A 22,633-nucleotide genomic window follows, 5' to 3' on the forward strand; every position below is an offset into this window, starting at 1 on the left:
CTATTAATACATCTTATATTTATCTATGTGAAATTTAATGACTTAGTTGCAACCTGTCTGAGACTCAACTTTATGCTGCTCTTGATCAGAAATAACAACACGACGGTTAGGTGCTAAACATTCAATCAATTTTTTACCTTTAACACCTTTACATACAGCTACCGGTTCTGATTCACCTTTGCCAACCGCTTGTAAGCGACTAGCATCGATACCTTGTGAAACTATGTAATTTTTCACTTCGTTAGCGCGGCGCTCTGAAAGTTTTTGGTTATAAGCTTCAGTTCCGATACGATCCGTATGACCATTAACCATGACCAATTTAAATTCCGGATGTGCTTTTAATTGAGCAACCACTTCATCAAGGATAGGCTTAGAACCTTCTTGCAATTTAGACGTATCAAAGCCAAATAATTTTTCAGCTGAAATAGTCACAGTTTCAAATTTAGGTTTGCATGGCTCTGCAACTGGTATTGGCGCCGGGGTTGGAGCTACCTCTGCGACCGGTTCAGGCGCTACATATGCTGCAGGAGCTGGCTCGGCTGCAACTGCTACCTCTGGCATTGGTGCTGGCGCGCCAAATCTGAAAATTCCGCCTAAACTTAACAAGGTATTGCTGATTGTTTCACTATGGCTAATATTGGTGCCATCTAAGTTGTTATCTAAACCGCCTTTAGCACGGCTCCATTGTTGACGAACATCAGCTTGCAAGCCAAAAGTGTCGCTCACTAGATACTGCGCACCTAAACCTACGTTAGCCATCCATCCAGTCTTACTATCACTTAATCCATTGTTTGGTGCAGGTATAGTGTAAGCAAGCTTATTGCGAGCTACGCCAGCACCTGCTAATAGAAATGGGCGGAATTTATCACGACTAAGCATATATAGTGCATCTAACCCTAACGTAGTTTGCTTATATCTGCCACTTGCGCCTGGAATATCGTTCTCATTTGAAGTGTTATAGCCAAGACCGCCTTGAATATCCCAGCTTGGACTTATCTCTTTACCAAACTTGATAAATGCACCACCACCGTTACCTGCATTTAAGTCGCTATCTGTATCCATATAACTGATGCCAGGTAGTGCATACCAAGCACCGCGATACATGTCATCTGCAGAAGCGGAAAGTACAGTTAAACCCAATGTTGCAGCTACTGCGATTTGAATAAGATTTTTTTTCATATTTTTTGCCTTGATTGTTAAATGTTTAAATAACGTTTGCGTCGAACTTAACGCCCTGTCAGATACATATTACGTTTGCAACTTAAATCACTCTGTGCGGCAGGCAACATAAAGATTTATTTCTTCAGCTTCATTTCAGTTTATTTTTGCGCTAATACCAATGGCAACAAAAAAGCCTGATCATTTCTGACCAGGCTTTGATTTGTAATTAACTGTTGGGCTTGCTATTTATTATGCGCCCGCATAATCCTGCCTTTTTCACGATTCCAATCGCGCTCTTTTTCGGTATCGCGTTTATCGTGTTGCTTTTTACCTTTAGCTAAACCAATTAGCACTTTTACGCGCCCTTTTGAAAAGTGTAAATCCAGCGGCACAATGGTATAGCCAGCACGTTCAACTTTGGCTATCAACTTTATAATTTCTTCATTATGCAGCAATAACTTACGTGTACGTATTGCATCAGGGCGAATGTGCGTACAGGCTGCGCCCAATGGCGTGACATGGCAACCGATTAAATAAATTTCACCGCGTTGTATAATGACGTAGGCTTCTTTAATATTCACGCGGTTATCTCGGATGGCTTTGACTTCCCAGCCCTCTAAAACAATACCAGCTTCGTACTTATCTTCAATAAAGTAATCAAAAAAGGCTTTTTTATTTTGTGCAATGCTCATAAAACTAAATATTTCTTGGCGAATGACTTAAAATAACATTTTACTCTACTTTCTGTGCCAGCTCGCTTACAAGACTCGTACAGGTTTAGTTTGTCATTAAAGGGAAGCATGGCACAAGTTCAAAAATCAGTACTCATCAACCATTCTGCAAGTCGCATGTATGCGCTAGTGGACGATGTGACCAGGTATCCTGAATTTTTGCCTTGGTGCGGCGGCGTGGATTTAATCAAACAAGATGAACAATCGACTATAGCCACTTTACACATTGCATATCACGGCTTACATCAAAAATTTACTACTGAAAATCATAAAAATTACCCGAGCTTAATGGAAATAAAATTAAAAGATGGCCCTTTTAAGCAACTTGATGGTATTTGGCGATTTATAGAACTGAATGAAGATGCCTGTAAAATTGAATTCATGCTCAATTATGAATTTGCAAATAGCTTTTTAGAAAAAATCATCTCGCCTGTATTTAGTCACATTGCCAACACTTTTGTTGACGGGTTTGTAGCGCGTGCAGATGTTGTGTATAAAACGAACTGAAAATTAAACTATAGGAATCAAATGACTGCCAGTGAGATTATTGTAGAGGTTGCCTACGCGCTACCTAATGAACAACTGATCATACCCGTTAAGGTAACGGATGGCGTTACTGCAGAGCAGGCGATTAAATCATCTGGAATAATGAGCAAATATCCGGAAATTGATTTGGCCGTTAATAAAATTGGTATTTTTGGCAAGCTCTCAAAATTAGACGCTCCCTTGCGGCGCCTTGACCGCGTAGAGATATACCGCCCATTGATTGCCGACCCGAAGGAAGTGCGAAAACAACGTGCCGCAGACGGAAAAGTAATGAAAAAAGGCGGTGGAGATGCACCGCCTGAAGCTTGAATTTAATTTGACTTTTAATCGCCGACTTTAATCAAATTTAGCCAAAGTTAATCGCAATATTTTTCGACATCTCTTTGCGCATCCGCTTTACCCTGACTGATATCAGCGTCGCCTAAATACTGCTTCTCGCCTTTTTCGTTGGTTTTTGCGATTCTTCCGCCGTTAGTAAATGTAGCCAAATTTTGCTTTGCTACAGTGCAGTTTTCTTGTTTGATTTTCAATTCAGCTTGCTTTGCTTCATCGGCTTTTTTTTGCTGCTCTGCATCTTTAGCTCGCTTGGCCGCAGCCTCATCTTTACTCAAAGGCGTTTTATCAGCATCCGCTTTAGATTTAGCCGCAGATGCCTTCGCTTTATTCATCTCGACCGTACCATCACCCTCTACCGCAGTTAAGGGCGCCAAGCCAGTAGGTTTAGGTGACTTTTTACCATGCATGTCTTCCAGCTTAACATTTGATGGCGGCGGCACATCACTGTAGCGCACTACACCATTTTTATCTTTCCATTTGTATATCTCAGCCAAGACCGCAGTAGATAATAATAAGGTAGGTAATAAAATTGTACTCACCAATAAAATACGCAACATATATAGCCCTTTAACAAGTTTACTTAACCACTTAAATACACATCAGAATACATGTAAACAATATTGAATTAATCATATTGCCAGATAAATATTCAAGCAAGCTTTATTATAGAGATTATTGCTAAATTGGTCAGAGTCGATAATACAAAAGTGGTTTTAAATTTTAAACTACTAAATTAAAAAACCGAACCGCTATATGCTGCTATGACCTACTAGGCACATGGCTAATAATGAAACTGTGCATCCAACTTAAATACCCAATTTAGATTGATATGCATAAGCATCGCCTCTACAGGTACTTTCAGTATATTCAATCAGCTTACTTTCAGTTGAATATGTGCGGCGCTTAATCAATAAACACGGTGAACTTTGATTAAAACCAAATATTTTGGTTTCGGCATCTGAACTTAACATGGCTTCTATTGATTGCTCTGTCCAGCTTAATGTTACGTGACAAAACTCTTGTAAAAAAGCATAGATTGAACCACTGGCATTCCAAGCCTCTAGTTTTGGCGCAGCACTTAAGTCATACCAGGCAATTTCTCTAGTTATAGGCATTCTATCAGCCAACTGCACACGTACTATTCGTAAAAATGAAGCGTTAGATGGCAACTGAAAAACTGAAGCGATTGTCCTGTCCGTGCAAATTTCGAGACCTTCAAGCCGAGTAGAAGCCAATCGACCAATTGCTTGCATCTCTTCTGCAAAGGTTTTTAGCCTATCCAAAGGCACGCTTGCCAATGCTGGCTTATTAACAGATGTGCCGCCTCTGCCATGCACACTTAAAAGGCCAGATCGCCTTAGCTCATCATAGCAGCGTTTAATAGTAGTTCTGCTTAGATTAAGCGCCTCCGCCAAGTCACGTTCTGATGGCAAGCCTAAGCCGTGCGCAATTTCACCTAATTCTATCATTTGCTCAATATGCCGAATCAATTGCTTATAGTAAGGCTCTGATGTTTTATCATCAACAGCTAGCTTATCTATCATTTGCCTGACTGTTAACTTTTGTCTGCGATCTTGCATGGCTTAGCTTCTTTAATACCGCGTTAAATATAGTTAAAAATCATCATACAAGTATTCAACCTTGAGCAGCATGCTGCTAACAGTATTTAACATTTATTACAGTAAGGGGTTTTTTACAGCTAATACTCGCGCCTTTAAGCTGAATTCTGTATAATTTCGTTTTGGGTACAAGGATTTTCGCATGCGTTTATTGCAACAAGCTCTCACCTTTGATGATGTTTTATTAGTGCCAGCCTACTCTAACGTGCTGCCACGCGAGGTTTCACTCGCAACACAACTCACTCGAAACATTCAATTAAATATTCCTCTTTTATCAGCGGCAATGGATACCGTGACTGAAGCGCCACTTGCCATTGTGCTCGCGCAAGAAGGTGGTTTAGGCTTTATTCACAAGAACATGACTGCAATGAAACAAGCTGCTCACGTTGCACGTGTTAAACGCTTTGAGTCTGGTGTAGTGAATGACCCTATTACCATTCAGAGCCACATGAAAGTGCGTGATGTGCTTGAACTCACACGCATGCATAAAATCTCTGGCATTCCTGTGGTGGATAACGGCAAAATCGTTGGTATTGTGACCAACCGGGATTTACGTTTTGAAACCAATTTAGACCAGCCAATTAAAAACATCATGACGCCGCGTGACAGATTAGTTACGGTGCGTGAAGGTGCGGCAAAAGATGATGTCATTCGTTTATTACATCAATATCGCTTAGAGCGGGTATTGGTCATTGATGCCGAAGATACACTTAAAGGCTTGATTACTGTCAAAGATATTCAAAAATCAACGGACCATCCGCTTGCATGTAAAGATGCTCAGGGCAGACTTCGTGTGGGCGCTGCGGTTGGCGTGGGCGAAGGTACTGAAGAGCGCGTAGCCGCTTTGTCTGAGGCAGGTGTCGATGTAATTGTCGTTGATACCGCACACGGTCATTCTCAAGGCGTGTTGGATCGTGTCACATGGGTGAAGAAACATTTCCCGCATATTGAAGTGATTGGCGGCAATATTGCCACAGCGAGTGCTGCGTTGGCGTTAGTCGATGCCGGTGCTGATGGTGTAAAAATTGGTATTGGGCCTGGCTCTATCTGTACAACTCGAATTGTGGCAGGAGTAGGTGTACCGCAAATCAGTGCAATCGCCAATGTTGAAGAAGCATTAAGAGGCACTGGCATACCGTTTATTGCAGATGGTGGCATTCGTTTCTCAGGCGACATTTCAAAGGCAATTGCCGCAGGCGCTTACAGCGTGATGTTAGGCGGTATGTTTGCCGGTACTGAAGAAGCACCTGGTGAAATAGAATTATTCCAAGGCCGTTCATATAAGTCTTATCGCGGCATGGGTTCTATTGGCGCTATGGAAAAAGGATCTAGTGATCGTTACTTCCAAGATAATGTAGATGGGAATTCAGATAAATTAGTGCCAGAAGGTATTGAGGGTCGCGTACCATATAAAGGTAGTGTGCTTGCTGTGATTCATCAGCTGATGGGTGGCCTGCGCGCCTCCATGGGTTATGTTGGCGCAAGCAATATTACAGAAATGCGAGAGCGTGCTGAATTTGTACAAATCACCTCAGCAGGTATGCGTGAGTCGCACGTGCATGATGTGCAAATAACCAAAGAAGCACCAAATTACCGTATTTCATAAGCATTGACTCATTATTTAACAAAACGTCTAAATGTGGCATTTAGACGTTTTGTTTTTTACTTTTTGATCCATTTAATATAGCTTTCAGACCTATGCAAAAAATCCTTATTCTTGATTTCGGCTCTCAATATACGCAGTTGATTGCTCGCCGCGTGCGCGAAGCCAATGTTTACTGCGAACTTCACACTTGGGAAGTAAGCGATGAGTTTGTTCGTGAATTTAATCCTGCCGGAATCATACTTTCTGGCGGACCAAACTCCGTGTATGAGGAAGAAACACCTCGTGCGCCGCAAGCTGTTTTTGAATTAGGTATACCAGTATTGGGCATTTGCTATGGCATGCAGACCATGGCATCGCAATTGGGTGGCAAAGTTGAAAATGCGGCTAAACATGAATTCGGCTATGCTGAAATCCGCGCCCGCGGGCACTCTGCTCTATTTAGAGATATTCAAGATACCGTCAATGAACAAGGACATGGCTTGCTGGACGTTTGGATGAGCCACGGCGACAAGGTCACTGAACTGCCAACTGGCTTCAGCATCATTGCCAGTAACGAATCAACGCCGATTGCAGCCATGGCAGATGAGTCACGGAAATTTTATGCAGTACAGTTTCACCCGGAAGTAACACATACCATACAAGGCAAGGTCATTTTAAGTCGCTTTGTTCACGAAATATGTGGGTGTGACCGTAGTTGGAACATGCCAGATTACGTAGAGACTGCAGTCAACCATATTCGCACAGAAGTGGGTGCAGACCAAGTCATTCTAGGTTTATCAGGTGGCGTGGATTCATCTGTAGCTGCCGCGCTGATTCATCGCGCAATTGGAGATCAGCTTACTTGTGTATTTGTTGACAACGGCTTGTTGCGCTTGAATGAAGCAGAGCAAGTGATGGAAACCTTTGCTAAAAATTTAGGCGTTAAAGTGATTCACGTGGATGCCAGCGCCAAGTTCTTAGGAGACTTGGTGGGCGTCACTGACCCTGAAGCCAAACGTAAAATCATTGGCCGTGAATTTGTTGAAGTATTCCAGCAGGAATCCGCCAAATTACCCCAGGCAAAATGGCTGGCACAAGGCACTATTTACCCGGATGTGATTGAATCAGCCGGTGCTAAAACCAAAAATGCGCACAATATTAAGAGTCACCATAACGTAGGCGGATTGCCAGATACCTTAAAACTGAAATTACTGGAGCCACTTCGTGAATTATTTAAAGATGAAGTACGCGAACTAGGCGTAGCGCTAGGCTTGCCGCATAGTATGGTCTATCGTCATCCTTTTCCAGGGCCAGGCCTAGGCGTACGGATTTTGGGTGAAGTGAAAAAAGAATATGCTGATTTATTACGCCGGGCAGATGCAATTTTTATTGAAGAACTACATGCCAGCGGTTGGTACGAAAAAACATCGCAAGCATTTACTGTATTCTTGCCAGTGAAATCAGTCGGCGTAATGGGTGACGGTCGAACCTATGACTACGTAGTAGCGTTGCGTGCCGTAGTGACCAGTGACTTTATGACTGCACATTGGGCAGAATTGCCATACGCACTTTTGGGTCGCGTTTCTAATCGCATTATCAATGAAGTCCGTGGTATCAACCGAGTGGTATACGACGTTTCTGGCAAACCGCCGGCAACGATTGAATGGGAATAAATGGAGGAACATCGCTATGAGTCGTGCATTTGTAAATGAAGAAAGATTTGAGCAAGCCGGTGGTGAAGAGCTTGTTGAACGGCCGGTTAGCCAACATCCTAATTATGTGACACCCACAGGCGCGCTTGAGCTACAAACGCTAGAGGAATCAGTTTTAGCGGAACTTGACGCGTTAAAAAACTCAACTGACGATACCTTTGGAAAAGACAAAATCGCTGAGCTTGAACGCGACTTACGCTATGTTCGCGCACGGCTAGATTCCGCTATATTGGTAGACCCTAAAACACAAGGTCATGGAACAGTATTATTTGGCGCCACTGTTGAAGTAAAAGACAGTGAAGGTGCGCAGCATGCATTCCACATAGTAGGTGAAGATGAAGCGGACGCGAGTATTAACAAAGTTAGCTGGGTCTCACCGTTAGCAAAATCCTTAATTGGCCAAAAAGTAGGTGACACTGTTACTTGGCATCGCCCTGTTGGCGACATAGCTTTAGAAATTCTGGATATTCACTACGCATCATGAACGTTAGCCAAGCCATAAAAGAACGCCGTTCAATTAAGGCGTTCGATCCTCAGCACAAAATGACTGAGCAAGAAATATCTACACTCATGTCATTGGCGATGCTTTCACCAACCGCGTTTAACATTCAAAACTGGCGTTTTGTATTAGTGACAGACCCAGTGTTGCGGCACCAGATTCGCGCCGTAAGCTGGAATCAAGCACAAGTCCAAGAAGCTTCTTTACTCATTGTGCTCACTGCAGATTTAAAAGCATGGGCAAAAAAACCCGAACGTTATTGGCAGAATGTGCCTAAAGCCGTGGCGGATATTCTAGTGCCAGCTATTGGGCATTATTATGAAAATAATGAGCAAGTGCAACGCGATGAAGCGATGCGTTCTTGTGGTATGGCTGCCATGACAATTATGCTGGCTGCCAAGGAAATGGGCTATGACACCTGCCCAATGGATGGCTTTGACTTTGATGCGGTAGCAAAACTGCTTAACCTGCCCGCAGACCATACTCCTACGATGTTTGTCGTGGTTGGCAAAGCCCTAAAAGATGCGCAGCCACGTGGCGGCCAATTAACGATGAGTGAAGTCGTTATCAACGATAAATTTTAATTCATCAAAAATTAATAAATAAAATTAAAACCGTAGTAATTTTAAAGCAATAAACTTAAGGATGTAACTGTGTTAATTAGCAACAATATTACCGTGCAATTTGGCGCAAAGCCGCTTTTTGAAAATGTTTCCGTTAAATTTGGTGATAATAATCGCTATGGTTTGATTGGTGCAAATGGCTGCGGAAAATCAACCTACATGAAAGTACTGGCTGGCGTATTAACCCCAAGCGCTGGCAATATTTCAATAGATAGCCATGAACGCATGGCGTTTCTGCGACAGGACCAATTTGCTTATGAAGACCAACGCGTGTTGGATGTGGTGATGATGGGGCATGAGCAAATGTGGAATGCCAATGTCGAAAAAAATGCCATCTACGCTAATCTGGAAGCGACTGAAGATGACTACATGCGAGCAGCGGAGTTAGAAGGCGTATTTGCTGAATATGACGGCTACACTGCCGAGGCCCGTGCTGGCGAGTTGCTCCTAGGTGTTGGCATACCAATTGAACAGCACAATGGTTTAATGAGCGCTGTCGCACCAGGTTGGAAGCTACGCGTACTATTAGTACAGGCGCTATTTTCTAATCCGGATATTTTGTTGCTGGATGAACCAACCAATAACCTGGACATTAATACCATCCGCTGGTTAGAAGATGTGTTGAATAACCGTGACTGTACGATGATTATTATTTCGCATGATCGCCACTTTTTAAACCAGGTATGTACACATACCTGCGATATGGATTATGGCAAAATTGCCATGTACCCAGGTAATTATGATGATTACATGGAAGCCAGTACTGCCGCTCGTGCGCAAGCTACCAAAGATAACGACAAGGCCAAACAGATGGTAGCAGAGTTGCAAGACTTTGTGCGCCGTTTCTCTGCTAATGCCTCAAAAGCCAAGCAAGCCACCAGCCGCGCTAAGAAAATAGATAAAATTAAAATTGAAGAATTCAAACCTTCAAGTCGCCAATACCCGTTTATTCGCTTTGAATATGATGAGCGCGATAAGCTTTACCGCAACGCCGTTGAGCTGAAAAAACTCAGCCACGGCTTTGATAAAATCCTGTTTAACGACGTAGATATGATGTTTGAAGCCGGTGAAAAAGTCGCGATTATTGGTGAAAATGGTATCGGTAAAACTACATTCTTACGCTGTTTGGCCGGAGATTTACAGCCTAAACATGGCGAAGTGAAATGGGCAGAAAAAGCCAATATCGGTTACTTTGCACAAGATCATGAATACGAGTTTGAGCAAGGCGAAGATCTGTTTGAATGGATGTCACGCTTTAGACAGGCTGGCGACGACGACCAAGTCGTACGCAGTATGCTAGGTCGTTTGCTATTTGGTGGTGACGATATTAAAAAATCCGTCAAGGTTTTGTCGGGTGGTGAAAAAGGCCGCATGCTCTATGGAAAAATGATGCTGGCCAGAACCAATGTCATGCTGATGGATGAACCCACCAACCACATGGACATGGAGTCTATTGAAGCCTTAAATACCGCCTTGGATAAATACAAAGGTACCTTATTCTTTGTCAGCCATGACCGTGAATTTGTGAGCTCCATCGCTACGCGTATTATTGAAATTAAGGCCGATGGTATTGTAGACTTTACTGGTAACTATGAAGATTACTTAGCCAGTCAGGGTGTTGAGTAGATAAGACGAACCATTAAAAACGTACCAAATACTCTAAGACATTTGCTACGTTTTCATTTTATTTTTCGCATTTTTCAGTAGATCTCACATAAACCGGTGATTTAATAGTCATTACCTACTTATCAGGAGCTTATTGGGTGATATATTTAATATATTGATGACGAAAAATAATTCGTATGTAAATACGATTTAAGTAAGAACTAGGGGTATGAGTATACTCAATACCCTGTATAAGAAAATTCTGTTGCCCGTTTGATTTACGTCAACACGCCGGCAAGATGAAAGGCGCATATTAACGATGCAGGCGCAAAGATACTGCCCTGTTAATTCTAGCCTAAAGGATTTTTATTATGAAATTGCTTACTGATTTGTTTTCTTCTGACTATGGTTTAATGAGTTTAGCTGTAATTGCCTTTGTTATATTCATGAGTGCTTGGTTTTATGTTTATTTCAAACGTCATATAGCTGAAGATGCCAAAAAAGCAGGACTTTAAGCTTACTATTCCCTTTAAGTATCGAACTTAAAGGGTTTTGTTTGGCTCAAAATTCCCTGTTATTAGGTAAGCGTGGCTTGCTTTGCATTATATCAATCTTCCAATTCCCACAGCCTATTTCAGTGAGATATCAATATTTCACATACCCGCATATACACTAAATAGCAAAGCTTAAAAATACCAAGCAAGCTACGTCCTTACCAATATTCGCTAGAAGCAACGCTACGTAAAGATTAAAACTCCGAACTAACAATCAGGCATAATGTCTCTTAATAAACAGTTTTGCCAAAAAAAATATCACATGCCTAACTATAGAAATTACTTTACACCCAAGACGAATGTGTTCACATTTTTACTGGGTGGCTTATTTTTATGGCAGTCGAATATAGCAATTTCAGCTGATTCAATTTGGTATCGCACTGACGACCCGCTAAAAATAGAGGCGCTAACCCCTCCAGCAATTCCAGAAGGTTATTTAGAAAGTACGGCTTGCGCGGCAAATACCTATGATTATGCACTGACATTAGCTGAAGTGGCCGAGGCAGCTCTATGCAATAATCCTCAAACTCGTGGTGCCTATGCCAGTGCAAGAGTTCAAGCTGCACAGCTTGGTATCGCAAAGTCCGCTTACTTTCCTATAGTCAATGACAACATTACTGGTAATTTGAATGTAACCTTGCCAGAACAACAATCACGCAATAACCCTTACAGTAATCTTAGTAACAATATCGTTGCTTCTTACCTTTTGTATGATTTTGGCAACCGCGATGCACACCTTGAAAATGCGCGCCAATTATTACAAGCTGCCAGTGCGACACAAAGCAGTGTTGTGCAAAATCTATTACTTAATGCGATTCAAGCATTTTATCAAGTGCAAGCAGGCATTGCAGCACTAGATGCAGCGGCAGAATCAGAGCGTGCAAGTGAAGAAAATTTCAAAGCAGCTGATGCCCGATACAAAGCTGGCGTATCAACCCCGGCAGATAAGTTGCAAGCTCAGACTTTATTCGCACAAAATACCCTTTCTAGGATTACCGCTGAAGGTTCACTAAAAACAGCTTATGGCACGTTGGCTAATGTAATGGGGCTAGCGGCGAATCAACCCCTAAAATTGGTAACAAACGATTCAATTCAACCATTGCAAAATGTTGAGCAGGATATCGATGCCTTAATTGAACAAGCGCGTACTCGTCGCCCTGACTTAGTTGCCAGTGATGCGCAATTAAAAGCTGCCCAAGCAAGCGTAGATGCAAGCCGCGCTGCAACAAAGCCTTCCGTATCAGTTGCTGTTTCAAATAACATTCAGGATGGCAACAGTACGGCTTTTAATAGCAACTCAGCTTTAGGTGTCACGGTTTCTATCCCTATTTTTAGCGGCTATGGCCCAAGTTATAAAATCCGTTCAGCAGAAGCCAATGCAGACTTACGCACAGCTCAACGAGACCAATTGCGTTTACAAATTTCTTTAGATGTTTGGCGCGCCTACCAAAGTTTGCGTACAGCCAACGAATCTATACGCGCTGCATCTATTCTGGTTAGCAGTGCTTTAGAGTCGTCACGCGTAGCACTGGGGCGTTACAAAGCAGGCGTTGGCAATATAATCGATTCAATCAATGCACAAAGCGCATTAGCGAACGCCAGACAACAACAAATTCAGGCACATCTTAACTGGAACATTGCACGTGCAACCCTTGCCCAGTCAATAGGCGGCCTTGATAATGCCATGATTCAATCGTTGCCTTTAGGCGGTGGAAATATGCAAACTAATAAAGTAAACTGATTTGGAATTGCAACAATGAATAAACTTATCAAAAAAGCAATCATCGCATTCATATTTTTGGCAGTGGTTGCTGGTGCTTATTATTACTATACCAAGCACAACACTATTCAGCCTGACCAACTCTACCGATTACAGGAAATTACCCAAGGTGACGTTGCGCAAAGCGTTTCAGCCAACGGCACGCTCAATCCTGTGACTTTAATTAGCGTTGGTACACAGGTTTCTGGGCGCGTAAGCAAGCTATATGTTGACTTCAACGACCATGTAGAAAAAGGCCAAATATTATTAGAGCTAGACGATGCGTTATTTGCTTCGCAGATTGCGCAATCGCAAGGTAATGTGCGAAATGTGCAAGCCTCGGTTGAACTGGCACAAGCCAACGAAGCAAGAATGCGTACACTCTACGCTCAGGAATACGTTTCAAAACAAGAGCTAGACCAATCTGTACAAGCATTAAAATCTGCCCGTGCCCAGTTGGATACTGCCCGTGGGCAATTACTGCGAGATCAAACTAACCAAAGCTATTCTGTGATTCGCTCCCCAGTTTCGGGTGTTGTGATAGATAGAGTCGTGGATGTTGGCCAAACTGTCGCCGCGAGTTTTCAAACGCCTACGCTGATTAAAATCGCTCAGGATTTATCCAAAATGCAGATTGACTCTAGCTTTGCTGAAGCAGATATTGGCAATATAAAAGTTGGGCAAAAAGCTAAATTTAGTGTGGATGCATTTCCAAACCGGAATTTTGAAGGTGTTGTTAAGCAACTTCGACTAAATCCTACTGTTACATCTAATGTCGTCACTTATAATGTTGTGGTGTCAGTAGATAATCCAGAACAAGTACTGTTGCCTGGTATGACTGCATATGTGAATATTATGGTCGCAAAACACGAAAATGTTCTACTCGCACCCAACGCGGCACTTCGTTTTAAACCAAAATTAGACGACAACTCAGCTGACAAAACCACATCTAATCGCGGCCAAAATTCAGGCAGAAAAAAATCAGGAAAAGAAGATACTTCTAGCGGCAAACTTTATGTGATTCAGAATGGAAAGCTAACCCCACTACGCATTAATGTAGGCATTTCTGATGGAAAATTTACCGAGATAAGCAGCGCTGAACTTAAAGTAAACGACAAAGTAATTGTTGGAGAAAATCAAACTAATGACGCTATATCATCTTCGACCAGCACTATGCGCTTCAGGATGTTCTAATGAGCCTAGTTTTAGTGCAAGACTTGAACAAAGATTATGAAACTGCTGCAGGCGCAATCACAGTTCTAAAGCAAGTTAACTTCACAATGGATGCAGGTGACTTTGTCGCCATTATGGGACCTTCTGGTTCAGGTAAATCAACCTTCATGAATATTTTAGGTTGCCTCGACAAGCCTACCAGCGGGCAATATACACTTGATCGTCATCACGTTGCAGCGTTGAATGGAAACGAGCTGGCTCAAATTCGCAATCAGACCATCGGATTTGTATTTCAGGGTTTCAATCTACTATCACGCACTACCCTTTTGGATAACGTTGCATTACCGCTGGTGTATTCAGGGGTGAGTAAGAGCGAACGCCAGTCACGTGCTAAGACCTTGCTGGAAAAAGTAGGTTTAGGCAAACATATACACGCCCTCCCCAACCAAATTTCTGGCGGACAACAACAGCGTGTCGCCATTGCTCGTGCATTGGTGAATCGTCCAAGGCTGATACTTGCCGATGAACCAACGGGTAACTTGGATAGTGTTACCAGTGAAGAAATAATGGCGCTGTTTTCAGAATTAAATGCTGAAGATATTTCAATTATTCTGGTAACGCACGAATCCGACATCGCCGCACATGCCAGCCGGCAAATACGCTTTTTGGATGGTCGAATTGTGCATGATGAACGCACCCAATCAACGACACCTGTGACTCAAGCAGAGGAAACTAGCTAATGGAGGCACCCCGATGTTTTCAGCAATGCTAGGGGAAGCTTGGCGCGCCATGGGAGCTAATCGCCTGCGTACATTTCTCACGATGTTAGGCATGATGATAGGCGTGGGCTCAGTGGTACTTATGATGGCCGTTGGACAAGGTGCGCAAGAGTCAGTCAAGCAATCTATCAATGCCATGGGGAGTAATCTATTTATTGTACTTTCTGGGTCTTTCACCGCAAGTGGTGCACGCTCTGGTAGCGGTAACTCCAGCTCACTTAATGTAAACGATGCGAATGCGATAGGTGAGTTGGATGGTGTTAACAACGTAGCTCCAATTAGTATGGGCAACGCACAAGTCGTATATGGTAATAATAACTGGAGTACCAGCATTATCGGCACTACCCCAGCCTATTTAGATATTCGTGTTTGGGAACTTGAAGATGGTTATGTCTTTTCAGAATCTGACATACGCTCCGCCACACGCGTTGCTTTAGTTGGTAAAACTGTCGTAGAGAATATATTTGGTGATACTAATCCTATTGGTAAAACCATCCGCATCAAACAAAATCCTTTTGTGGTATTAGGTGTATTGAAAAGTAAAGGTCAAAGCTTGGATGGCCGCGATCAGGATGACACCATCATTATTCCCTTAACAACTGCACAACGTAAGATTCTAGGTAATCAATTTGCAGGCAGTGTTAGACAAATTATGGTGCAGGCCAATACGCAAGAACTCATGCCGATGGTGGAACAAAACATTAATGGCCTACTTAATCAACGCCACAATATTCGAGAAGGTTCTGATAGTGATTTTTTTGTACGCAACCTCACAGCCGTAGCTAACTCGGCGGCAGAAACCACAAGAACGATGTCATTGTTATTAGGCGCTATCGCGTCAGTTTCATTGTTAGTCGGAGGCATCGGTATTATGAACATCATGCTGGTTTCTGTCACGGAACGTACGCGTGAAATTGGCATTCGCATGGCAATTGGTGCACGCGAGCGCGATATTCTCTTACAGTTTTTACTTGAAGCCATTGTGATTTCAATCATCGGTTGCTTGATAGGCCTGATTTTAGGCATCACTGGCGCTATGCTGGTCAATAAAATAACACAAGCCGCCGTTGTTATTTCAAGCAACTCAGTGATGATTGCCTTTGCTGTTGCGGCCAGCGTTGGTATATTTTTCGGGTTCTACCCTGCGCGCAAGGCCGCCCGCATGAATCCGATTGAAGCACTCCGCTACCAATAAATAACCAGAGATAAACCGCGAGCAAGGTAATGGTTAGCGTGATAACGAAACCGCCTTGCAAATATCACACCCAACAAAAAACCCAGCTCAAGAGCTGGGTTCAAATCAATACGTGGTTCAAATCAAGACGTGGTTTAAATCAAACCAAAAAAAATATTTAACGCTAAGATTTATTTGTACCAGAACGTTTACGCTCATTTTCTGTTAAATAGCGTTTACGGATACGTATCGTTTTAGGGGTAATTTCCACCAATTCATCATCATCAATAAACTCAACAGCTGACTCTAAAGATAATGCAATCGGTGTAATCAGGCGCACCGCTTCATCCGTGCCTGATGAACGCACGTTGGTGAGTTGCTTACCTTTAATCGGGTTTACCACTAAATCGTTATCACGGCTATGAATGCCGATAATCATACCTTCGTACAATTTATCTCCCGGTACTGAAAACATTTTACCGCGGTCTTGCAATTTCCAAAGCGCGTAGGCTACAGCCTCACCCTTTTCAGCTGAAATTAACACGCCATTACGACGGCCAGGCATATCTGCTTTTACTGGTGCGTATTCATCAAACACGTGACCCATTAAGCCTGTACCGCGTGTCATGGTTAAAAACTCACCTTGAAAACCAATCAATCCACGCGCCGGAATTTTGTACTCTAAACGTGTGCGGCCGTTACCGTCTGATTCCATATTTTGCATTTCACCACGGCGGCGGCCTAATTCTTCCATTGCGGCACCTTGGTGCTCATCTTCTAAATCCACCGTTAAAATTTCATACGGCTCACATTTTTCACCGTTAATTTCACGGAACACTACTTTTGGCTTACCAACCGCCATTTCAAAGCCTTCACGGCGCATGTTTTCAAGCAAAATGGTCAGGTGTAACTCGCCACGGCCAGACACACGGAAAACATCATTATCTTCAGTATCTTCTACACGCAGCGCCACGTTCACTAAAAGTTCTTTTGTTAAACGGTCACGGATTTGGCGACTAGTCACAAATTTACCTTCAGTTCCTGCTAACGGTGAAGTGTTTACCATAAAGTCCATCGTCAGCGTTGGTTCATCCACGCCTAAATGCGGCAAGCCTTTTGCGTTTTCACGGTCACACACGGTAAAGCCGATACCAATATCATCTAAACCAGAAATAATCACAATATCGCCGGCTTCAGCTTCTTCAACTGGCACACGCTCTAGACCACGGAAACCAAGTACTTGGTTGATTTTACCCACGGCAATTTGTTTATCTTCGTTCATCACGGTAACCGCTTGACCAGGTTTGATTTTACCGTTGGTAATACGACCAATGCCTAAACGGCCTGTATAAGTAGAATAATCTAACGCTGAAATTTGCAATTGCAGGGGCGCGTTGCTGTCGCCAGTTGGCGGGGTAACATGGCTCAAAATGGTATCAAATAAAGCACGCATATTATCGGTAGGTGCGTTCATATCTAACATTGCATAACCGTTAATCGCTGACGCGTAAACGATAGGAAAATCTAACTGCTCATCTGTTGCGCCTAAATTGGCGAAAAGATCAAACGTTTGGTTAATCACCCAATCAGTACGTGCACCTGGACGGTCAACCTTGTTAATCACTACGATTGGCTTTAAGCCAAGTGCCAACGCTTTTTTAGTCACAAAACGCGTTTGAGGCATTGGGCCTTCAACGGCATCTACCAGCAATACCACGCCATCTACCATACCTAATACGCGCTCAACCTCGCCACCAAAGTCCGCATGGCCCGGTGTATCGACGATGTTAATGTGCGTACCTTCATAAACCAAAGCGGTATTTTTAGCCAAAATGGTAATACCACGTTCTTTTTCAATATCGCCACTATCCATCACACGCTCAACCACCGCGTGGTGTGATGAAAAAGTACCAGCTTGCTGTAAAAGTTTATCCACCATGGTGGTTTTACCATGGTCAACGTGGGCGATAATTGCGACATTTCTGAGGTTTCTAGTACCAGGGGTGCGTGACATAATTGTGTAGCCAGTATTGAAAGGCGGCGATTTTAACACACTAATTGACTATTTAATTTTACAAGTTCAATTATTAATTTGACATTCTGAATTAAATGGTTATACTGCGCGCTTCATTCGCAACTTAACGTTTTTGCGATATGTTTAAATACATATTTTAAGTTGCTTGAATCATTGCCCTGACCCTTCTGTTGCTCGTGAAATTTTGAAGCAACTATCAAGAAATCGAACTATTGATTTTTACTGGTTAGCGGCTGTGCCCGTGCGCTGGTAAAGATTATATTAGCTAGTTTAAATAGAGTTTGAAAAACTTAAGTTGTTAATTCAGCTTATTCTTTTAATTCAACTCAACCTAAACCAAATATTTTCTGCGTTTATATTGCCCTTGCTCATAAGCTTAACTAATTGCTTATGTTCAAATGATATGTCCGTTTTTACTTAGCGCCCTTTTTGTTTGACTTACTATTGGTTATCACTTATTAGCGGTAACCTAGAAAGGGACTACTTTGTCTTTTGAATCATTAAATCTTGACTCTGCCATCCTTCGTGCTATTGAAGAATCTGGCTACACAACACCAACCGCTATCCAGTCACAAGCTATTCCAGTTGTAACTGCAGGCCACGACCTGATGGCTTCGGCCCAAACCGGCACAGGTAAAACTGCAGCCTTTATGTTGCCAGCATTAAACTTACTCGCAACGCCACACGAATTAAAAAGCCGTGGCCCACGCATTTTGGTATTGGTACCTACACGTGAACTTGCAACTCAAGTTAACGAAGCTGCGCGTAAATACGGCAAGTTCATCCGAGCACGTACTGTCAGTATTGTGGGCGGTATGCCTTACCCGTTACAAAACAAATTATTATCACAACCGCTAGATATTCTGGTGGCAACACCTGGTCGCTTATTAGACCACATGGAACGTGGCCGTATTGATTTAAGTCGTTTGCAAATGTTAGTGTTGGATGAAGCTGACCGTATGTTGGACATGGGCTTTTTACCTGATGTTGAGCGTATTTGTGAGCAACTGTCTGCTGAACGTCAAACACTATTGTTCTCTGCAACACTTGATGGCGACATCGCACGTATTGCTAAACAAATTCTTAAAAACCCAAAAACAATCCAAGTGGCTACGCAAAAAGAAAAACATGCCAACATTGAGCAACGCTTGCACTACGTAGATGACATGACACATAAAAACAAATTGCTAGAGCATTTGTTGATTGCACCTGAAGTGAATCAAGTGATTATTTTCACTAGCACTAAACGCCATGCAGATGTTTTGGCTGAAGATTTATATGCTGCTGGTCACAAAACTGCCGCTTTACATGGCGACATGACACAAGGTGCGCGTAACCGCACGCTAACTAAATTACGTCAGGGTGATGTAAAAGTGTTAGTGGCAACTGATGTAGCTGCTCGCGGTATTGATGTACAAGGTATTAGCCATGTCATTAATTACGATTTACCAAAATTTGCAGAAGACTATGTGCACCGTATTGGCCGTACTGGCCGTGCTGGTAACACTGGTATCGCAATTTCTTTCGCATCTAATATGGATCGCCATATTTTACGTAAAATCGAACAATTCACTGGCAACCGTATGGAACCAGGCGTTATTGAAGGTTTTGAACCAAAACGTGCCATGAAAATGGACGGTCCAGGTAATGGTCGCGGTGATCGTGGTGATATTCGCCGTGACGCACACAAACCAGGTGGTCGCGGTGGTTTTAAACCACGTGATGACCGTGGTTCTAGCGACCGTGGTGGCTTTAATAACCGTAACAGCGAGCCACGTGGCGACCGTAACAATAGCTTTCAACCGCGCGACGGCGCTAGCTTCAGCCGTGACAGTAGCAGCCGTGATGAAAATCGTGGCAACCGTGATTCAGCTCCGCGTGAAGCCAATGGCAATTCAGCAGGTTATGCAGCCCGCACAGAAAGACCGTCTGGCGACCGCCCACGTAGTTTTGGTGACCGTAATTCAAGTGGTGATCGTAGCCGTTCTGAGCGTCCTAGTGGCGATCGTGCAAATGCTGGCGCGCCTAACCGTAGCTTCGGTGATGCAGCTGCTTTCGGCAAAAAGCCTTTCTCACGTGATGGCGCAAGTGCACCACGTAGCGAAGGTAATCGTGGTGACCGTGACAGTCGTGGTAACCGCCCTGATGCAAATCGCGGTGATAACCGTGTATTAGGCGCACGTTACGAAGGCCGTGCAGACGCACCACGTGGTGACCGTTCAGCAGCTCCTTCACGTGACGGCCGCCCAGCACGCAGCGGTAGCGATTCACGCAGCTTCGGTAATGCAAACGCAGGTGGTAGCGGTGCACCGCGTCGCCCACGTAGTTTTGCTTAAGTTATTTGACGTAAACTTTAATTGAATAGTACCCAACAAATGACAGAAACAGTAATTTTAGACAGTCTCGCTTTTACAGATTTAGGTCTAGCACCTGAATTACTTAAAGCATTAACAGAGTCTGGTTACACCACTCCCACGCCAATACAAGCACAGGCTATTCCTGTGGCATTGGCTGGGGGTGATTTAATGGCTGGCGCACAAACTGGCACAGGTAAAACTGCGGCATTTGCGTTGCCAATGCTACAAAAATTACTACCGCTGGCTAACAATGGTGCATCTCCAGCCAAACATCCTATTCGTGCTTTGATTTTAACGCCCACGCGTGAACTGGCGATACAGGTTGAAGAAAGTGTAAAAGCGTATGCAAAAAATACGCCGCTGCGCTCACTGGTTGTGTATGGCGGTGTCGACATTAAAACCCAGACACCGCACCTTAAATCCGGTGTGGAAATCCTGGTGGCAACACCTGGCCGTTTGTTGGATCATATTGAACAAAAAACGCTACAGCTGAATCAAGTACAAATGTTAGTGCTAGATGAAGCCGACCGCATGTTAGACATGGGCTTTATGCCTGATTTGAAAAGAATTTTGGCGTTGCTACCAAAGCAGCGCCAAACTTTGATGTTTTCAGCCACATTTTCAAATGAGATTAAAAAACTCGCAGATGAGTTTTTAACTAAACCAAAGTTAATCGAAGTAGCGCGCAGTAACGCGACTAACGATAATGTGACGCAAAAAGTGTATGAAGTTGCACAAAGCGACAAAGAAACATTGCTGACACAGCTATTAAAAGCTGCTGATGCAACACAGGTGATAGTGTTCACCAAAACCAAAATTACCGCCAGCCGCCTAAGTCGTAGCTTAGAGCGTGAAGGCATTGCCGCCGATGCAATTCACGGCGACAAAACCCAGCAAGAACGCATTAAAGCATTAGATGCATTTAAAGCCGGTACTTGCACCGTATTGGTAGCAACCGACGTTGCTGCCCGCGGCTTGGATATTAGCGAATTACCCATGGTGATTAACTATGAAATTCCAAGCGCACCGGAAGACTACGTCCATCGTATCGGTCGTACTGGCCGTGCAGGCGCTTCAGGTATTGCGATTTCTTTCGTCAGCCCTGAAGAAGATAAATACATCGTTGAAATTGAAAAGCTGATTAAGCGCCAAATTCCAAAAGAAACAATCGCACTTGAAAAAACCAGCACAAGAGCGCGCTCAATCTCCAGTAAAGAATCCAGCCATAAATCTAGCCGCGTTACAATCCATGATGCTACAGCTACTAAACGCATGCCTGCTAAAAAGAAAAGTAGTGACCCTTGGTTTGATAAACCCTACGAAGCTATGGTTTCACAACAAAATACAAATGTTAGTGCAAAGCCCAACCATACAAACAAAACACCAGTGGCTGCATTACTTGGCGGATTAAGGCAAGACAAATAACTTTGTCCAATCACCGCAGCGCAAGCCAGCGCTGGGTTTGGTGGGGCATGTTATCTTAAAGGGTGTTACGAGAACTACTCGCAATTATCAATAATTTTGCAAAAGGTTATTTTTGAGACATTAGTCCATTCAAACACAAAGCTATTTTAATTCCACTTCATAACAATAAACATCCACACCATTTTCAGGCTTAATCAAAGTCGCTGGAATATCCACTCCACTGCGCCAATTATCGACAGCTTCTTGTTTGCCTGCTCCTGTCACTAAAAATATCACTTCGTGCGTGTTATTTAAGCGACTTTGACTAATCGTCACACGTTCTGACGGCGGCTTAGGGGCGTTAAATACTGGCACAGCATCCGCGCTATTGTCGACTGTATGATCAGGAAATAGCGAAGCTGTGTGACCATCTTCTCCTAAACCTAAAAGCACCAGATCGAATGCAGCTACATCCTTTAAGACTTCAGCATACGCTTTGGCTCCTGCTACAGGGCCTAATTCCGCAGGAATATCATGAATCTGATTAGCAGGGATATTGACATAATCGAGCCAGACCTGCTCTGCCATCAAGCTATTGCGGTCTTCATGGTCGGGTGGCAGGCAGCGCTCATCTCCGTGGTATATGTGCCATTTTGCCCAATCCATAGGCAAATCACGCAATAATCGATAAACGGTGCGGGGTGTATTACCGCCTGCTAACACGATTGAAAATTTTCCACGTTTAGCAATCGCATCATTTGCACTTTGTACTATTGCATCACAAACGCCATGCCTTAGTGCCTCCATACTTTCAAAACGTTTCCACCTAGTACTTTGACTCGCCTTATTTTCTTGCATCATTATCTATCCAACATCAAAAATCAGTTAGACCGAATTGGACACGAAATCGAGAGAATTGTCATGCTATTTATACTTTTTGTATCAAACCACTGTATGAATTTGTCTGCTTGCTTTATCATA

Annotated in this window: 20 protein-coding genes; 14 read left to right on the forward strand and 6 right to left on the reverse strand. The window is 43.3% G+C overall.

What is annotated here, in order from left to right; genetic code table 11:
- Positions 1–42 precede the first annotated feature (42 nt).
- Both Q8J82_RS09095 and smpB read right to left on the reverse strand, forming a co-directional pair.
- A complete protein-coding gene (locus tag Q8J82_RS09095; RefSeq protein WP_305327044.1) occupies positions 43–1,179 on the reverse strand; it encodes an OmpA family protein in 1,137 nt (378 codons plus the stop codon).
- A 224-nt stretch (positions 1,180–1,403) separates the two neighbouring features.
- Positions 1,404–1,853 carry an SsrA-binding protein SmpB gene (gene smpB, locus Q8J82_RS09100; RefSeq protein ID WP_305328158.1) on the reverse strand — a complete coding sequence of 150 codons (450 nt, stop codon included), beginning with the start codon at positions 1,851–1,853 and terminating at the stop codon, positions 1,404–1,406.
- A gap of 108 nt (positions 1,854–1,961) precedes the next feature.
- Here smpB and Q8J82_RS09105 point away from each other — a divergent pair, with 108 nt between their 5' ends.
- Positions 1,962–2,399 carry a type II toxin-antitoxin system RatA family toxin gene (locus Q8J82_RS09105; RefSeq protein WP_305328159.1) on the forward strand — a complete coding sequence of 146 codons (438 nt, stop codon included), beginning with the start codon at positions 1,962–1,964 and terminating at the stop codon, positions 2,397–2,399.
- Positions 2,400–2,420: 21 nt separating this feature from the next.
- A complete protein-coding gene (locus Q8J82_RS09110; RefSeq protein ID WP_305328160.1) occupies positions 2,421–2,747 on the forward strand; it encodes an RnfH family protein in 327 nt (108 codons plus the stop codon).
- Between the two features lie 47 nt (positions 2,748–2,794).
- On the opposite strand, the gene Q8J82_RS09115 is transcribed toward Q8J82_RS09110, so the two are convergent.
- Together Q8J82_RS09115 and Q8J82_RS09120 are read right to left on the reverse strand one after the other, a co-directional pair.
- Positions 2,795–3,331, reverse strand: coding sequence for a DUF4124 domain-containing protein (locus tag Q8J82_RS09115; RefSeq protein ID WP_305328161.1), 537 nt, complete (start codon positions 3,329–3,331; stop codon positions 2,795–2,797).
- Positions 3,332–3,580: 249 nt separating this feature from the next.
- Complete coding sequence (locus Q8J82_RS09120; RefSeq protein ID WP_305328162.1) at positions 3,581–4,354, reverse strand: GntR family transcriptional regulator; 774 nt, start codon at positions 4,352–4,354, stop codon at positions 3,581–3,583.
- 181 nt (positions 4,355–4,535) lie between these two features.
- On the opposite strand from Q8J82_RS09120, the gene guaB reads away from it, so the two are divergent.
- From guaB to Q8J82_RS09170, 10 genes are all read left to right on the forward strand, one after another.
- Positions 4,536–5,999 (forward strand): IMP dehydrogenase, encoded by a 1,464-nt coding sequence (gene guaB / locus Q8J82_RS09125; protein ID WP_305328163.1) that lies wholly within the window; start codon positions 4,536–4,538, stop codon positions 5,997–5,999.
- A 92-nt stretch (positions 6,000–6,091) separates the two neighbouring features.
- Positions 6,092–7,651 carry a glutamine-hydrolyzing GMP synthase gene (gene guaA / locus Q8J82_RS09130; RefSeq protein WP_305328164.1) on the forward strand — a complete coding sequence of 520 codons (1,560 nt, stop codon included), beginning with the start codon at positions 6,092–6,094 and terminating at the stop codon, positions 7,649–7,651.
- Positions 7,652–7,667: 16 nt separating this feature from the next.
- A complete protein-coding gene (locus Q8J82_RS09135) occupies positions 7,668–8,174 on the forward strand; it encodes a GreA/GreB family elongation factor (protein ID WP_304892310.1) in 507 nt (168 codons plus the stop codon).
- Complete coding sequence (locus Q8J82_RS09140) at positions 8,171–8,773, forward strand: nitroreductase family protein (protein WP_304908839.1); 603 nt, start codon at positions 8,171–8,173, stop codon at positions 8,771–8,773. Before Q8J82_RS09135 ends, Q8J82_RS09140 begins: the two co-directional genes overlap by 4 nt.
- 69 nt (positions 8,774–8,842) lie before the next feature.
- A complete protein-coding gene (locus Q8J82_RS09145; protein WP_304892312.1) occupies positions 8,843–10,438 on the forward strand; it encodes an ABC-F family ATPase in 1,596 nt (531 codons plus the stop codon).
- Between the two features lie 350 nt (positions 10,439–10,788).
- Positions 10,789–10,932, forward strand: a complete 144-nt coding sequence (locus Q8J82_RS09150) for a DUF3149 domain-containing protein (RefSeq protein ID WP_304892313.1) — start codon at positions 10,789–10,791, stop codon at positions 10,930–10,932.
- A gap of 301 nt (positions 10,933–11,233) precedes the next feature.
- The gene (locus tag Q8J82_RS09155) at positions 11,234–12,712 is read left to right on the forward strand and encodes a TolC family protein (RefSeq protein ID WP_305328165.1); all 1,479 of its coding nucleotides are present in this window, start codon (positions 11,234–11,236) and stop codon (positions 12,710–12,712) included.
- A 15-nt stretch (positions 12,713–12,727) separates the two neighbouring features.
- Positions 12,728–13,924 carry an efflux RND transporter periplasmic adaptor subunit gene (locus Q8J82_RS09160; RefSeq protein WP_304892315.1) on the forward strand — a complete coding sequence of 399 codons (1,197 nt, stop codon included), beginning with the start codon at positions 12,728–12,730 and terminating at the stop codon, positions 13,922–13,924.
- On the forward strand, positions 13,924–14,643 hold the full coding sequence (locus tag Q8J82_RS09165; RefSeq protein ID WP_304892316.1) for an ABC transporter ATP-binding protein: 720 nt from the start codon (positions 13,924–13,926) through the stop codon (positions 14,641–14,643). Before Q8J82_RS09160 ends, Q8J82_RS09165 begins: the two co-directional genes overlap by 1 nt.
- Positions 14,644–14,656: 13 nt before the next feature.
- Complete coding sequence (locus tag Q8J82_RS09170; RefSeq protein WP_305328166.1) at positions 14,657–15,877, forward strand: ABC transporter permease; 1,221 nt, start codon at positions 14,657–14,659, stop codon at positions 15,875–15,877.
- Positions 15,878–16,040: 163 nt separating this feature from the next.
- Here Q8J82_RS09170 and typA read toward each other — a convergent pair whose 3' ends face one another.
- Positions 16,041–17,870, reverse strand: coding sequence for a translational GTPase TypA (gene typA / locus Q8J82_RS09175; protein ID WP_304909170.1), 1,830 nt, complete (start codon positions 17,868–17,870; stop codon positions 16,041–16,043).
- A 506-nt stretch (positions 17,871–18,376) separates the two neighbouring features.
- Here typA and Q8J82_RS09180 point away from each other — a divergent pair.
- Together Q8J82_RS09180 and Q8J82_RS09185 are read left to right on the forward strand one after the other, a co-directional pair.
- The gene (locus Q8J82_RS09180) at positions 18,377–20,227 is read left to right on the forward strand and encodes a DEAD/DEAH box helicase (protein WP_305252471.1); all 1,851 of its coding nucleotides are present in this window, start codon (positions 18,377–18,379) and stop codon (positions 20,225–20,227) included.
- 39 nt (positions 20,228–20,266) lie between these two features.
- Positions 20,267–21,673, forward strand: a complete 1,407-nt coding sequence (locus tag Q8J82_RS09185; protein WP_304909168.1) for a DEAD/DEAH box helicase — start codon at positions 20,267–20,269, stop codon at positions 21,671–21,673.
- A 141-nt stretch (positions 21,674–21,814) separates the two neighbouring features.
- On the opposite strand, the gene pgl is transcribed toward Q8J82_RS09185, so the two are convergent.
- Complete coding sequence (gene pgl, locus Q8J82_RS09190; RefSeq protein WP_370653539.1) at positions 21,815–22,513, reverse strand: 6-phosphogluconolactonase; 699 nt, start codon at positions 22,511–22,513, stop codon at positions 21,815–21,817.
- Between the last annotated feature and the right edge of the window lie 120 nt (positions 22,514–22,633).

This window comes from Methylotenera sp., assembly GCF_030684185.1.
GTDB lineage: Bacteria > Pseudomonadota > Gammaproteobacteria > Burkholderiales > Methylophilaceae > Methylotenera.

Excerpts from the sequence above, each read along its gene's own strand:
- Q8J82_RS09160 (WP_304892315.1), top strand. The coding sequence starts at position 12,728 with ATGAATAAACTTATCAAAAAAGCAATCATCGCATTCATATTTTTGGCA.
- Q8J82_RS09165 (WP_304892316.1), top strand. The coding sequence starts at position 13,924 with ATGAGCCTAGTTTTAGTGCAAGACTTGAACAAAGATTATGAAACTGCT.
- Q8J82_RS09105 (WP_305328159.1), top strand. The coding sequence starts at position 1,962 with ATGGCACAAGTTCAAAAATCAGTACTCATCAACCATTCTGCAAGTCGC.
- Q8J82_RS09135 (WP_304892310.1), top strand. The coding sequence starts at position 7,668 with ATGAGTCGTGCATTTGTAAATGAAGAAAGATTTGAGCAAGCCGGTGGT.
- Q8J82_RS09095 (WP_305327044.1), bottom strand. The coding sequence starts at position 1,179 with ATGAAAAAAAATCTTATTCAAATCGCAGTAGCTGCAACATTGGGTTTA.
- guaB (WP_305328163.1), top strand. The coding sequence starts at position 4,536 with ATGCGTTTATTGCAACAAGCTCTCACCTTTGATGATGTTTTATTAGTG.
- typA (WP_304909170.1), bottom strand. The coding sequence starts at position 17,870 with ATGTCACGCACCCCTGGTACTAGAAACCTCAGAAATGTCGCAATTATC.
- Q8J82_RS09120 (WP_305328162.1), bottom strand. The coding sequence starts at position 4,354 with ATGCAAGATCGCAGACAAAAGTTAACAGTCAGGCAAATGATAGATAAG.
- smpB (WP_305328158.1), bottom strand. The coding sequence starts at position 1,853 with ATGAGCATTGCACAAAATAAAAAAGCCTTTTTTGATTACTTTATTGAA.
- Q8J82_RS09140 (WP_304908839.1), top strand. The coding sequence starts at position 8,171 with ATGAACGTTAGCCAAGCCATAAAAGAACGCCGTTCAATTAAGGCGTTC.
- Q8J82_RS09110 (WP_305328160.1), top strand. The coding sequence starts at position 2,421 with ATGACTGCCAGTGAGATTATTGTAGAGGTTGCCTACGCGCTACCTAAT.
- Q8J82_RS09170 (WP_305328166.1), top strand. The coding sequence starts at position 14,657 with ATGTTTTCAGCAATGCTAGGGGAAGCTTGGCGCGCCATGGGAGCTAAT.
- Q8J82_RS09115 (WP_305328161.1), bottom strand. The coding sequence starts at position 3,331 with ATGTTGCGTATTTTATTGGTGAGTACAATTTTATTACCTACCTTATTA.
- Q8J82_RS09155 (WP_305328165.1), top strand. The coding sequence starts at position 11,234 with ATGCCTAACTATAGAAATTACTTTACACCCAAGACGAATGTGTTCACA.
- Q8J82_RS09150 (WP_304892313.1), top strand. The coding sequence starts at position 10,789 with ATGAAATTGCTTACTGATTTGTTTTCTTCTGACTATGGTTTAATGAGT.
- Q8J82_RS09185 (WP_304909168.1), top strand. The coding sequence starts at position 20,267 with ATGACAGAAACAGTAATTTTAGACAGTCTCGCTTTTACAGATTTAGGT.
- guaA (WP_305328164.1), top strand. The coding sequence starts at position 6,092 with ATGCAAAAAATCCTTATTCTTGATTTCGGCTCTCAATATACGCAGTTG.
- pgl (WP_370653539.1), bottom strand. The coding sequence starts at position 22,513 with ATGATGCAAGAAAATAAGGCGAGTCAAAGTACTAGGTGGAAACGTTTT.